The sequence below is a fragment of the Microcystis sp. M113S1 genome, from assembly GCF_020246945.1.
GTDB lineage: Bacteria > Cyanobacteriota > Cyanobacteriia > Cyanobacteriales > Microcystaceae > Microcystis.
The window spans coordinates 1-13,573 of record NZ_JADBSA010000367.1; the positions used below are offsets into that span (position 1 = coordinate 1).

Here is a 13,573-nt window from a genome sequence, read left to right on the forward strand (position 1 = left end):
ACTGTTACCACTGGTGGAAAAAGAGGTGGTAAATTGACGGATATCGGTGGTTAAACCTGAGTAATCGACTTCTAAGACATCAATACCGCTACCACCATCCACGTCATCAGAGCCGCGGCCAGGGTTCAGGGTATCGTTACCATCTAAACCTTGCAGTGTGTCCCGGTCTATAGTGCCAATGAGCAGGTCATCGTTTGGTGTTCCGACAAACAAGGGCATAATTCCACCTCATCTTGTGCAAAAATGTTAAGTTACGCGATGTGCAACTAATTTTTAGTCCTTGATTTATAAGGGTTTCAGAAACCAGAAAAATCGGTGAGTAGTCTGAAATCCTGATTTGATCGTTGTAAGTTGCACATCGCGTTAAGTTACCTTAGGGAACAATTGCCCGTTTAATTTCTGAGCCACTTGTGGGTACATCCTATCATAAGTTTGCGACGAAAAAACAGTATTTTATTTTAGTCCCACATTCCGCACCCTAGTAGTTGAAATCAAAAGTTGCTCTAGCCCTTGTATCCCACATTCCGCACCCTCAACTGTCACATAAGCTGTCCCCCTCCAGAGACTTGAGTAAAAATACTTAGCTGGTGAAGGTTTTCTCGGTGGCCGCTAGGGGGGTCTTGAGACCCCTAATTATGAAAAAATAGGAATTGTTGCAAAACCTAGGCGAGTGGACTGTTCGACCATGAATCAATCAACAGAAATTGAAGTCAAAAATCTAGACCATCTGGGATTAGTAGCTGGAATTATCGATGAAATAGGAATCGTTGAAATTATCAACGAACAAGTCTCAATTGAGCGAGGAGAAATTGTCACAGCGGGGCAAGTCGTGAAAGCAATTATCCTGAACGGATTGGGATTTGTCTCCGGGGCCTTGTATTTATTTCCTCAATTTTTTGAAGATAAAGCAACCGAACATCTGCTGGGAGAGGGCATCGAACCCAAGCACTTGAATGATGATAAAATTGGTCGAGTAATGGACAAACTTTATCAACTTAATGTTTCGGTCATTTTCCTACTCATCAGTTTAGCCGCCGTGAAAAAATTTGGTGTAGCAACCGAGAATTGCCATTTAGATTCGACTTCTCTATCAGATTATGTTACGCTACCGCTAACCCATCCTACAAATAATTGTGTCTCCCTACTTAGAATCAGTCTATACTATATATTCTCCGGGGAGAAATTGCTCAAATTACTTTAGTAATGAGAAACGGGACTAAATAATGGCTGGAATTGAGGGATTGAGGATTAAAAATTATCGAGCGCTCAAGGATATAACCCTGGGCAAGTTATGGAGCGCCAATTCAGACTTGAATTGGCCTAATCTTTTTGCCTTGCCCATCAATTTCTCAAACTTTCCTTTAGGATTAATTGAGCAATACTGAAATAAATAAAAATTCCTAAAACATCAACCACTGTCGTGATAAAAGGAGCAGACATTAAAGCAGGATCAAATCCCATTTTGTTAAAGATAAAAGGTAATGCTGTACCTGTCGTCGCTGCAATAATTGAGATAGCAATTAAACTAATTCCCACTATAAAACCAATCTCTGGTTTACCTAAGAATACGAAAACCATAGCAATCACAATGACGGCTAAAATGATCCCTAATAATCCCCCTGTTATTAACTCTTTCACAATAATTGAAAACGGTTTCTTATCTCTTAATTCATCAGTACTTAATCCCCTAATAACAACGGTCGATGACTGTGCGCCTATATTTCCCCCTGCATCAATTAATAATGGGGTAAAAAAGGCTAAGGTAACTACTTCTTCTAACACTTCCTCAAAATTACTCATTAAAAAAACTGTTGCAGAATTCGTGATTAATAAAATTAATAACCATGGTATTCGTTTTTTTGTGATTTTATACAAGCCCAATTTAAAGTAATTTTGATCATCAGATTCCGTGTTAATTGCTCCCATTTTATAAATATCTTCAGTTGCTTCTTCCTCTAAAATGTCGATGACATCATCTACCGTAACTACCCCTAATAAGTTTTCATCTTTATCAACAATTGGCAAGGCTAATAAATCATAGCGTTGAATCAATTTAGCGACTTCTTCTTGGTCGGTATCGGTATAGGCATAAATAATATTTCTGTTCATAATTTCAGAAATTATCGCTTCTGGTTTAGCAACAATTAAATCTTTTAAAGATAAGGTTGCTTGTAATTTCTTATTATCATCTGTCACATAGATATAGTAAGCTACTTCAATCTTATCGGCTAAATTTCTGATTTTAGCTTGAGCTTCATTGGCAGTAACAGTTTCTTTGACATAGATATATTTCGGGGTCATAATTCGCCCTGCTGTATCAGCAGAATACCCGAACAATAAAGCATTCAACTCTCTTTCTTCAGGGGATAATTGAGCCACTAAAGTCCTCGCTAATTGAGGAGGTAACTCATCAAATAACTTGACTCGATCATCAGGAGACATATTATTAATAATTTCAGGTGCTTCCGCATCTTTAAACTTTTCAATTAATAAGTATTGGGTATTTCTATCTAAATGTTCATAAACGTCAATGGCTTGAGATTTATTTAAAAGTCGGAAAGCAATGATTTGTAGGGTTTTAGGTAAATCCGCAATCGCTTCTGCTATATCCACGGAAGCGACGGGAATTAATAGAGTTTTAGCTGCGTCATAATTTTGGGCTTCTAAAAAAATGAGTAACTGATTTGTGATCACATCTCTTAGGTCACTCTTAGAGCCTTTGGGAAAGTTGATTTCAGTGTTATTCATAATTGATAATTGGGTAAGGTAACTAAAAAGGGAAGCTCGAAAAATTGATGGAGGATACAAAAGGATTGTAAGCGAAGAAAGTAGAGTGGCACAAGCGAACAAATGAACCAAGCTGATTCTGCGTCTTGAAAAGCTAGATTAAAAAAGCTCAATCAACAGAAAGACTTTCTCCTGAGACTGAATTAGATACAGCGTTTCTGATCAAGAACTGTAACCTAATTTTATATTAACGACCGACTCCTGAAAACGAAAACTTTTGATCTCAGACTAAATCCGGTTATTAAAGACCGATTATCTATTCCTCCTTTTGCCTCTTGCATGAGTGCCTGTCCTGATATGTAGGGTTTGCGGCAAAAAGTTTTTCGGTTACCTTTTCAAAACAGGATTTAGTCTTAGATGCGATCGCCTCCCTCGCTCCTTCCCGGGGCTTGACATAAATCCCGCAATAATGTTATAATAAAAGACTGGCTTAAGCCAAAGACAGCAGGTGCGAAACAGCTTAAATACCCTGCCGAGGTCAAAGCGAGAAAACAGCAGCCAAAAAGACTAAAGAGAGATATTTTCTGTCTTGGTCGTGCCTGAACTGGATTCTCTCCACTCAACCCCGGCGCTACAAGGGGTTATTTTTGCGCCTGTCTGTGGAACCGGTCCCCCGCATACAGGAGGTGAACAAGGGATGGGGAGAAGCAGAGAAAGCAAGGGAGTAATTCTAGAAGAATTAAAAACCTCCCTGAGCGAAGCTCAATTAACGATGGTCATCGACTATCAAGGTTTAACCGTCGCCGAAATCAGCAATCTACGCCGCAAATTGCGCCCCACGGGAACGATTTGTAAAGTCACCAAAAATACTTTGATGGGCTTGGCGATCGCTGAGGATAGTGGCTGGGAACCGATGAAAAGCCTTTTATCGGGAACATCCGCCTTTCTGCTCGTAAAAGAGGATATCGGTGGAGCTTTCAAGGCCTATCAAGAGTTCAAAAAAGAAAGCAAAAAAACTGAATTGCGCGGCGGTGTCCTCAAAGAAGGGACCAAAGGTCAACTGTTAACAGAAGATCAGATCAAAGCGATCGCCGATTTACCGTCGAAAGAACAGTTAATCGCTCAGGCCGCTGGAGCAATCAACGCCATTGCCACCAAACTGGCCCGCAGCATCAACGAAGTTCCCGCATCTTTGGCCCGTGCCGTCGATGCCGTGGCCCGTCAAGAAGAAAAAGAAGCGGCCTAACACCGCGCCAATCAATCACTTAAAACAATTAGGAGTCTAACCCATGTCTGCTGTAGCTGAAATCTTAGAAAAACTCAAAACCCTTACCCTCTTAGAAGCTGCCGAATTAGTCAAAGGTATCGAAGAAACCTTCGGAGTTAGTGCCGCCGCTCCAACTGGTGGCATAATTATGGCTGCCCCCGGGGCTGCTCCTGCGGCTGCTGCTGAAGCTGTGGAAGAACAAACCGAATTTAACGTCGTTCTTGAAGAAGTTCCCGCCGACAAGAAAATTGCTATCCTTAAGGTAGTGCGCGAATTGACTGGTTTAGGACTCAAAGAAGCGAAAGACCTGGTAGAAGCAGCTCCCAAAGCGGTTAAAGAAGGCACCAACAAAGATGATGCCGCCGCCGTCAAGAAAAAACTGGAAGATGCTGGGGCAAAAGTTAGCGTTAAATAGATCGCCACTGATTCTGGGGAGCTAGATTACATCCCCAGACAAGCCGAAAAGCTCATTTCCTGATACTATAGGATTGTCATAGCAATCTTGTAGGATGTCCAACCATGGAAAGCGTCGCTTACATTTTGGTTTTAACTATGGCCTTGGCGGTAATTTTCTTCGCCATCGCCTTCCGGGAACCTCCCCGGATTCAAAAGTAAATTTCTTAACTCCGTTTAACTTAATAATTTTCTTCCCTGAGCCGCCCGCTTGTCCAAAGCAGGTTAGCGGCTCTGGTTTTCGTATTTAAAGGCTTAAATTAAAGGTTCACCTCACCGAGCGCCTCCTATGCAGTGTCCTAATTGTCAGCATACCGATAGTCGCGTTTTAGAGTCCCGTTCCTCCGAAAACGGTCAGAGCATTCGTCGTCGTCGTGAATGCTTACAGTGTAAATATCGGTTCACCACCTACGAGCGCATCGAATTCGTGCCGATCACGGTGATTAAAAAAGATGGTAAACGGGAATCTTTTGATCGCTGCAAACTGCTGCGGGGTATCGTCCGCGCCTGCGAAAAAACCGGCATTCCCCCCTCAAGATTAGAGGCGATCGTCAATGATATCGAATCCCGTCTGCAGCAAGACTCAAAACGGGAGGTAACAAGTCAGGAGATCGGTCAATTAGTCCTAGAATACCTCCGGCAAGAATCGGAAGTGGCCTATGTGCGCTTTGCTTCGGTTTACGGCAATTTTCAGGGAATTAGAGACTTTATCGCCGCTTTAGCGCTGCTGCAATCCTCCGAAATCGAACGCGCTCATCCTTCTTGGTCTCAAGCAGAAGAAGCCAGCGTGATCACCTCATCTTAAATAGTCCCCGATTCAGTTATAATTAGGATCCCTTGTGCTATTTAAAGCCCAAGCTCTGGTTAGATTCTTAAAAGTCATTCTTGAGGCGAATTGCCTGCAAGAAAGCCGGATGCGGCAGTTCATCCCCTAGGCCCTGCCTAGAAACTAAATTGGGAGGTATCTCCTTTCTTTAGAAACTGTACATCACATAGGAGGAAAAACCTACGGAAATTCCGAGGCCCAAACAACGTACATGACCACCCAAAAAACCGCAAACAAAAACATAGGCTTTACCCATGAAGATTTTGCCGCCCTTCTAGACAAATACGATTATCATTTCAGTCCGGGAGATGTTGTCGCCGGGACTGTTTTCAGCATGGAACCCCGGGGAGCGCTCATCGATATCGGTGCTAAAACCGCCGCTTTTATCCCCGTGCAGGAGATGTCGATCAACCGCGTCGATAATCCCGAAGAAGTTTTACAACCTAACGAAACACGGGAATTTTTCATCCTTACCGACGAGAATGAAGATGGACAGCTAACCCTGTCGATCCGTCGCATTGAATATATGCGCGCTTGGGAACGGGTGCGTCAATTGCAAAAAGAAGATGCTACCGTGCGCTCAAATGTTTTTGCCACTAACCGTGGTGGGGCATTAGTCAGGATTGAAGGTCTCCGCGGCTTTATCCCCGGTTCTCACATTAGCACCAGAGAGGCGAAAGAGGATTTAGTTGGTCAGGAATTGCCCTTAAAGTTTTTAGAAGTGGATGAGGATCGCAACCGTCTGGTTTTAAGTCATCGTCGCGCTTTAGTGGAACGCAAGATGAACGGTTTAGCCGTGGGACAGGTGGTAATCGGTTCCGTGCGCGGAATTAAGCCCTACGGTGCTTTCATCGATATCGGTGGAGTCAGTGGTTTACTGCATATTTCCGAAATCTCTCACGATCACATTGACACCCCCCACACGGTTTTCAATGTCAATGATGAGTTAAAAGTGATGATTATCGATCTCGATGCCGAAAGAGGTCGCATTTCCCTCTCGACTAAACAATTAGAACCCGAACCGGGAGATATGCTGAAAAATCGCCCGTTAGTGTTTGAAAAAGCGGAAGAAATGGCGATTAAATACCGAGAAAAACGTCTAGCGGAAGCGGAAGGCCGCACTGTCTCGGAAGTAGTCGCAGAAATCGAAGGTCCTCCCGCCTTGGAGGAGGAAGATTTAGTTCTCGCTGCCACCGAGGAGTAGGTCAGTTATCAGTTATCAGTTATCAGTTATCAGTTATCAGATTTGAGTTTTAAGTGTACAGTATTAAATAGGGTTTGCGGCAAAAAGTTTGTTGGTGGGGGTGGGGTGTAGGGTGTAGGGTTTTACTGATTTTGAGGGAGTGAATTACCTAATTTTCAGGGAAAAAGTACCTGAATTTTCCCCCCGATCACTCCAATGATCGGCACTTTTTGAGGGAAAAAAAGTCTAAAACTCTTACCCAACAAGGTTTTTAGATTTATTCAGCAAGCTCTAAATAGAAGTTTCCTACTGTCTTTTCACTGATTACGTTTACTGATCACAGCAAAAAAGTTGGCTGCTCCCCGTTTAATTTAAATCCTGAAAACCGACACTGCTGGCAAATCCTGTAATTCCGGTCATCTCCTCACTACTGTTGGCATCGAGGAAACGATCCAAGTCATCGAAAGCGGTTCCGTAGGTAATAGTGTTATCGTCGTATCCTTTCAGACTGACGGTATGTTGATCAAAAGCTTGGTGGAGATGGGGTAAACCGATGAGATAACTGTAGGTAGTTGTTCCGATAGCTAAATCCCTACCCATTTCTTTAGTAGCCGACTCTAAACGAAAAGCGGCGTTGACCGTATCGCCGATCGCCGTATAATCTGGATGTTCACCGCTGCCAGTATTGCCCACCATGGCATAACCGGTATTCACTCCCGCACCGATGCGTAATGTAAAGGGTAAGGGATATTCTTCGCTTAAGACGCGGGTCATCTTGTATATTTGGCTAATTGCTTGGAAAATTTGCAAGATATCGTCTTGATTGACTTCCTGTTGACCGTGAAACCAGATGGCCATGATCGCATCACCAATATATTTATCTACCCAACTGCCGGAACTGCGGATAATACTCCCGGCATGGCGAAACCAATTGCCAATCAGAGAAGAAAGCACTTTTTCGTCTAATTGCCTCGTTAAAGCCGTAAAATTTCGTATATCCACCACCATCACCGATGTTAAGCGACGTTCATGGAGGGGCGAGGTGGGGGTATCCGATTCTAAATTGCGCGGTTGCTTGCCTATATTAGTGGGAGTAGGACGATGGAACTGCACTGCGGTTTTGCCAAAGGTGATCCGATCTTTGTCATGGATAGTCACGGGAATGGCTACCCTTCTGCCATTAACAAAAGTTCCATTGCGACTACCGAGATCGATCAGATAAAAATCTCCTGTTTCCGTGGATTGTAAAATAGCGTGATTGCGGGAGATACAGTGATCTTTAATGACGATATCGTTATCTTTGCCCCGTCCGATTGTCCAGCAAGGTCTCCCCACGAGAGGGAAAAAACGCTCTCCCTTCTCGGTATGGAGTAGTAAATAAGGATTTTGTCCTAGTATATCCACGGGTAGATCAGCAGTAATAGATGGGTGATAGTAACTACACATTTTATACCTCACATTCCAGACATTTTCATATATCTAAGTAGGTAGGTAGAAATGGGAATTAGCCAGGAAAACCCTTAGGCCAGAGAAGCGGTAATCCAAAATAAACCATCGACTAAAATTGTACTCAATACGGCTCCGCTAAATGCCCACCAATAGTATAACCGTTTTTGCAAAGGATAGATACCGATCGCTAAGAGCAGGTTGAGCAGCACGATCGCCCAACTGATGCCCCAGGGGGTCTGAATTTGGGCCAAGGCGTTATCAAATATCGGTGCTACTAGGTTGGGGTCTAGTTCCACGGTCATTAATTGTCGCCAGTAGGGAATTAGTCCCGTTAGATAGAAATATAGGTCGGTGATGGCGGTTCCTAACAAAGAACCGAGATAGAAAAGATTACCCACTTTGCCGCGACCTTTGCATAATCCCCAGAGAACAAAGGGCAGCCCGATCGCTTCCATGGGAATATGGATCAAGGGTTCCCAACGCCACCAACCCCAGTACAGAGAACCGGCTAACCAACTCCAACTAAAGCCCAAAAGTAAATCCCCCCAAAGACTGATTTTTGCTTGTTTGAGTAGCCAAATCCCTAAACCCACCCAGAAAACGGTTAAACCTAGGCTAATTTCGGGATAGTAGCGCACTAGGGGCGCTTGTACGAACACGGGGACTGATACCAGAAATGCTGCTGTCCAAAAGACGGATTGACATTTTTCCCAGTTAGGGACTAGGGGTTTCAGGCGATCGGAATTGCTGGGGACTAGGGTAGAGTTGAGCAAAGGATTTCAGAATTGTTACAAAACTTTACTTATATTAAGATACATCATTCTCTTTCTACTATATCCCCCCTAGGGGGATTTGGGGAAATTAAAAAATTGTTTTTGGCAATGCGCTATCCTGTTAGAATCGAAACGACAGCAGCGATCGAGGAGTGCAAAAAATATGGCAGCGGGCCATGAAGAAAATCCGAGAATGCCCCTAGATAAAGTTATTTTTGTCATTGCTTGCGTCTATCTAGGTTGGGTGGTGGCATGGCTAATCAGTCAAAAAAATGCCCCTGTCTCTCAAAATGGCCCGATTTCCCAGGAAGAGCAAAAGTTTATCGCCTATCTGCAATCATCCCTTGCTATTATCGATCGCCAAGGTCAAACTTCATCCCCCGATCCTGATCCTGATCCCCAAAATAACCCTTCTCCGGTAGCCACAGTTCCACCACCACCCCCTGCTAATTTACCGGTTAATAATAGTCCCCAGATCATAGAAAGAATTTACGTTCCCGTTTATCCCCAAACTCCTCCAACTACCGCCAAACTTGTCCCGGTTACACCCCCAAATCCCGACATTTCCGCGCCACCATTACCGGCTGCCCCCCAAGTGAATCGGCCGTTGGCAGCGGTTATTCCTACCAATAATCAGGTTAAAAATACCCTGGTGGGGGTGATGGATTTAGGCGATCGATCTTCGGCTTTATTTGATAATAAGGGGATAACTATGCGTATTTCTCCGGGGGAATTTATCAACGGTTGGACTTTAGTGGAAGTTGGTAGTCAACAGGTTATTTTGTCTCGCAACGGGCAAACGAAAGTCTTAGAAGTGGGACAATCTTTTTAGGGTGAACTACCCGCTGGTCCAGATTGTCGGGGCTTCTGAACTCACGGGGGAATGCCTGAAGATAGACTTACGCCCACCTTGCGGATTTGGTATGATAGAGACAATTAGAACAGGTTTGAGAACTAGGAAAAAATCTATCAATCTCCATTAATAAAACACCTTATTGACAAACATTTTGTTAACGAAGAAAATAAACTGTAGCGGTAATAATACTCAGAATTACCACAGTCCAGCGCAGATAACTAGGAGAGATAATTCTAGCTAGTTTTCCACCCAATAAACCCCCAATTAAAGAGCCAATTGCTATCACTATCGCCGCCGACCAATATACCTGATTAGAAAAGAGAAAAAACCAAGATGCCGCCACGTTAACCACCAAAGAAAGCAACTGTTTTAAAGCATTTAATCTTGTGAGATTATCCTTGAGAAATAAGCCCAAAATTGCCAACTCGATCACACCTAAACCCGCTCCAAAATAACCACCATAAATTGAAGCGAGAGCGATGGGTAAAACCGCCCAAATTTCTGGGATATTGCCCTTTTTATCTCCCTGTCGCCGCTGCAACCAAGAGCGTAAAGTATCTTGAAAAGCCAATAAAGCTGCCGCTAAAAGAATCAGAAAAGGAATCAGGCGATCAAATACTTGATCACTGCTATTTAACAGCAAAATACCACCGATAATGCCGCCAATAACTGCCGATGGTAGCAATAACTGAATCCGTTTTTGTTGCCCGTGCAGGTCTTTTTTTTGGGCGAGAGTTGCCCCCAGATAACCGGGGCATAAAGCGACGGTATTAGTCACATTTGCCATTACCGGTGGGATACCCACCGCCATCAGCGTCGGAAAAGTAATCAGACTACCGCCACCGGCAAGAGCATTAATTAAGCCGGCAGCCACGGCAGCGATTGCTAGGAAGCCATAGTGAATAGGCGTGAGCATTTAGGCGTTAGGGATAGTAATTAGGGCTAAATCAATTTTTTCCTCGTCAACTTGCTTAATTTCGGCGCTAATTCCCGGTCCAAAGTATCTTTCGATTTTTTCTTGTTTTGCCAGCCACTTTTCTAGGGGTAAAAGGGGCGATTCAAATTCTAGGGTGAGACAATAGGCGGAATCAACAGCAGTTTCACGAATTGCCACTAAAGTCGGTCTTTCCTCGTCCGTGGGGCTTAATCCCAGCTTTTCTAGGGCTTCATCCAGATGCACTTCCTGTCCGTAGCGATAGCGGGTGACATCCTTGCGAAGTTTGGTTTGGGTGATAGTAGCCTGTTGTTGGCGCAATTGCAAGATTTCGGGGCTAGTGGGTTGACTGAAGGGTATAGGTTTGATTTCTGAAGCTTTTAGGGCTAAACCTCCCAATAATAACGGTAATCCGTAGAAAAACCCCGCTAAATTGACCGTGGCGTTACCTTGGGCATAACCGATAATCCCGATAACCGTTAAAATACTGCCTAAAATTAAGCCAAAGTATGATAGTCTAATTTTCCTGAGCATGAAATAATTTTTTTCTTGAGTACGCTAATCCTTTAGAGATTATACAACTCAAAAGAATCTTTTTTGCAGATGGGCAGTGGGGAGATTTTTCAGTTATTAGCTACTGAAGGCAATTAGTGTCTATTGCCTATTGCCTATTGCCGATGTACTCGCAATTTCTCAATTAATTGAGATAATTTCTGGTCAGAAGCGGCAGTAATAAAGTCTAATTTAAACTTTTTTCCCTGACTGAGATATTCTGCATAACTAGACAGAAGAAAAGGACGAAACTTTTCATTATCAGCAATATAAACTTCAAAAAAAGCCACCAATAAAGCTCCCGTATAATTCTCGATTAAATTTTGATCGGGTAAAGTGATATTGACCACAGACTCGAGGGTTTTTTGCATTCCTGCATCCAATTCTGTAAAATTTACATGAGCTTGTCCCTCCACCATGGCCAGATATTTATCCGGCGTTTTTAACCAAGTAAAAGGAATGGCCTGTTCAAAAATTGGATTAGCTGCCGGGTCATAACTTCCCGAACCCAAGAGGACAGGAATCGAGATTTTACTTAAACCTTTTTCCCCAAAAATACTGCGGTTAACGGGATTAGCTGCAAAGACAGCCGTGACTCGTTCATCGCGAAAATTATAGACCTGTCTAGGCAATTCTAGGGCGCGACATTCCAGTAAAATAGCGATATTAATCCCGGAGTAAGGACGATTACAATCTTGGGCGAGATTATCAAAATCAATTTGTGCGCCGGCAACAGCTAGAGACGCATAACCCCCGAAGGAATGACCCGCTACTCCCACATTAGTTAGGTCAAGTTTACCTTGAAATTGACTAGCATTACGTCTTGCTAATTCATCGATGACAAAGCTAATATCTTTGGGTCGATTAATAAACTCATTGCCATCAAAAATATTGCGATAATACCCCCCTAACATTCCTTGTAGGTATTTCATATCACTGCCAGGGTGTTGCGGTGCCGCTACTAAAAATCCGTAGGAAGCTAGATGTTCAATTGCTTGGGCATAATCTTCCGGTCGCGAGGCTAATCCGTGGGAAAAAATAATTACAGGTGTTTTGCCTTCTCGGAAAGTTTGCGGGATATAAACATTCACATATAAACTGCGATTGCGACTGCTATCGGTTAGGTTCCAAACTTCTTTTTTTACCTGAAAGCTACCGCGCTGACGCAAATCGGGTAAACTGGCATAATTAATCGCTGGTTTAACGGCAGCGGTTTCCTCGGCAGTCCAGAGGCGCATATCTTTGATAAATATTTCCGCCACATAAACCGCATAATCGATGGTTTTAGCTAATCCGAGGATTTCTTCCCCCTGTAACTGTATATTATTGGGGAATTTTTTCAGCACATTTAAAAGGGTTAATCCTCCTGGATCAAAAGCGGCACTAACAAGCGCACCCCGCAGGGCATATTTACCATTAATTCCCCCTTCAATGGTGATGCCTTTGCCCAAACGATAGAGCATATCAGCACCCATCACACTATTAAAAAAACGAGATAGTAAAATAGGATCGATGTCAATTTTTGTTAATAAAGCCTCACGAAACTTCTCTCTTGCTTCGGGAGTTGTTCTGGCAAGAAATCTTTTTAAATTAGCATCAATCTTTCCTTCTTTAGCAAAATTTTCTAGGGATGCTACCGATACAGAAAAGACGAGGGGAGTATAGACAAATTCAATTTCTTCAGCGGCTTTTAGGGGTAAAGCGGTCATACCCACAGCGAAAAGACTTAGGAGGAAAGCTCGCAGCCGACGGGTGGAATTATTTCTGGGAAAACGACCTTGTAAACTATGGCTAATCATGCGGTTTTTGGCTAGGGTAAATGACAATATGTGAACTACTCTCAAGGTCGTTGAGAGCTTCCTATTTCACGGGGGATTGCCTCAAGACGGACTTACGCCCAGATTTTGGTCTGACATCCCCTCTATAGGCAGTATCGCTAGTTCCTAACGACAATATCCGTAAGCTTTCATCTCGAATATTTATTGCCGCATTTATGTCCCGGTCATGAGTTGTCTGACAATGCTCACAAGTCCATATTCTAACATCAAGCGGCAAACTACCCACTTGATTTAGACAGACATGACAAGTCTTATAACTAGGGAAAAACCTATCAACTTCAATATAGGTTTTTCCTTGCCATTCTGCCTTGTATTTAAGCATTGTACAAAACATTCCCCAACTACAATCACTAATGGCCTTAGCTAAATTATGATTGGGTACCATGGCTTTAACATTGAGGTTTTCTACAGCAATAACTTGGTTTTCGTTAACTATCTTACGGGATAGCTTGTGGAGAAAATCCTCACGACATCTTGAGATTTTAGAGTGAACTTTAGCTACTTTACCTCTAGCCTTTTGACGGTTGTTACTTCCTTTCTTTTTACGAGAAAGTTTTTGTTGTTTGCGTTTTAGATTACGTTGATGTTTGGCTAAATGTCTAGGATTATCATATTGACTGCCATTACTGGTAATAGCAAAATGATTAAGTCCTAAATCGATTCCTATGGCTTTACCGTCCGATGACTGACTGTGCAACTCTGATAGATCGGAAGA

The 13,573-nt window shown here is 43.1% G+C and carries 13 protein-coding genes, 2 pseudogenes and 1 other annotated feature; of the genes and pseudogenes, 7 read left to right on the top strand and 8 right to left on the bottom strand.

Going from position 1 to position 13,573, the window contains the following annotated elements; translation table 11 throughout:
* Positions 1-219, bottom strand: a pseudogene (locus IM319_RS18525) (hypothetical protein); the annotation flags it as partial.
* Between the two features lie 466 nt (positions 220-685).
* Here IM319_RS18525 and IM319_RS18530 point away from each other — a divergent pair.
* Positions 686-1,093, top strand: a pseudogene (locus IM319_RS18530) (DUF4277 domain-containing protein); the annotation flags it as partial.
* Between the two features lie 248 nt (positions 1,094-1,341).
* Here IM319_RS18530 and mgtE read toward each other — a convergent pair.
* Positions 1,342-2,748: a magnesium transporter gene (gene mgtE / locus IM319_RS18535; protein WP_287736534.1), complete on the bottom strand. Its 1,407-nt coding sequence runs from the start codon at positions 2,746-2,748 to the stop codon at positions 1,342-1,344.
* A 456-nt stretch (positions 2,749-3,204) separates the two neighbouring features.
* Positions 3,205-3,322, top strand: a sequence feature (ribosomal protein L10 leader region).
* Between the two features lie 102 nt (positions 3,323-3,424).
* Between mgtE and rplJ the strand changes: the two genes are divergently transcribed.
* The 5 genes from rplJ (at position 3,425) to IM319_RS18560 (ending at position 6,477) form a co-directional block, all read left to right on the top strand.
* Positions 3,425-3,973, top strand: a complete 549-nt coding sequence (rplJ, locus tag IM319_RS18540; protein ID WP_002737633.1) for a 50S ribosomal protein L10 — start codon at positions 3,425-3,427, stop codon at positions 3,971-3,973.
* Between the two features lie 43 nt (positions 3,974-4,016).
* Positions 4,017-4,409: a 50S ribosomal protein L7/L12 gene (rplL, locus tag IM319_RS18545; protein WP_002781111.1), complete on the top strand. Its 393-nt coding sequence runs from the start codon at positions 4,017-4,019 to the stop codon at positions 4,407-4,409.
* A 104-nt stretch (positions 4,410-4,513) separates the two neighbouring features.
* A complete protein-coding gene (locus tag IM319_RS18550; RefSeq protein ID WP_071823417.1) occupies positions 4,514-4,609 on the top strand; it encodes a photosystem II reaction center protein T in 96 nt (31 codons plus the stop codon).
* 127 nt (positions 4,610-4,736) lie between these two features.
* The gene (gene nrdR / locus IM319_RS18555; RefSeq protein ID WP_149986344.1) at positions 4,737-5,252 is read left to right on the top strand and encodes a transcriptional regulator NrdR; all 516 of its coding nucleotides are present in this window, start codon (positions 4,737-4,739) and stop codon (positions 5,250-5,252) included.
* A gap of 232 nt (positions 5,253-5,484) precedes the next feature.
* Positions 5,485-6,477 carry a 30S ribosomal protein S1 gene (locus IM319_RS18560; protein WP_004162767.1) on the top strand — a complete coding sequence of 331 codons (993 nt, stop codon included), beginning with the start codon at positions 5,485-5,487 and terminating at the stop codon, positions 6,475-6,477.
* A gap of 345 nt (positions 6,478-6,822) precedes the next feature.
* Here IM319_RS18560 and IM319_RS18565 read toward each other — a convergent pair whose 3' ends face one another.
* Positions 6,823-7,860: an FHA domain-containing protein gene (locus tag IM319_RS18565; protein ID WP_425185257.1), complete on the bottom strand. Its 1,038-nt coding sequence runs from the start codon at positions 7,858-7,860 to the stop codon at positions 6,823-6,825.
* A 116-nt stretch (positions 7,861-7,976) separates the two neighbouring features.
* Positions 7,977-8,678 (bottom strand): DUF3120 domain-containing protein, encoded by a 702-nt coding sequence (locus IM319_RS18570; RefSeq protein ID WP_287684814.1) that lies wholly within the window; start codon positions 8,676-8,678, stop codon positions 7,977-7,979.
* A gap of 163 nt (positions 8,679-8,841) precedes the next feature.
* Here IM319_RS18570 and IM319_RS18575 point away from each other — a divergent pair, with 163 nt between their 5' ends.
* Positions 8,842-9,510, top strand: a complete 669-nt coding sequence (locus IM319_RS18575; RefSeq protein WP_286825421.1) for a hypothetical protein — start codon at positions 8,842-8,844, stop codon at positions 9,508-9,510.
* Positions 9,511-9,688: 178 nt separating this feature from the next.
* Here IM319_RS18575 and IM319_RS18580 read toward each other — a convergent pair whose 3' ends face one another.
* From IM319_RS18580 to IM319_RS18595, 4 genes are all read right to left on the bottom strand, one after another.
* Positions 9,689-10,450, bottom strand: coding sequence for a sulfite exporter TauE/SafE family protein (locus tag IM319_RS18580; protein WP_286825422.1), 762 nt, complete (start codon positions 10,448-10,450; stop codon positions 9,689-9,691).
* Positions 10,451-11,002 carry a DUF2854 domain-containing protein gene (locus IM319_RS18585; protein WP_287736536.1) on the bottom strand — a complete coding sequence of 184 codons (552 nt, stop codon included), beginning with the start codon at positions 11,000-11,002 and terminating at the stop codon, positions 10,451-10,453.
* 134 nt (positions 11,003-11,136) lie between these two features.
* Positions 11,137-12,819 carry an alpha/beta hydrolase gene (locus IM319_RS18590; protein WP_287736537.1) on the bottom strand — a complete coding sequence of 561 codons (1,683 nt, stop codon included), beginning with the start codon at positions 12,817-12,819 and terminating at the stop codon, positions 11,137-11,139.
* Between the two features lie 61 nt (positions 12,820-12,880).
* Positions 12,881-13,573, bottom strand: a 693-nt coding sequence (locus tag IM319_RS18595) for an RNA-guided endonuclease InsQ/TnpB family protein (RefSeq protein ID WP_287736538.1), incomplete at its 5' end; no start/stop codon positions are given.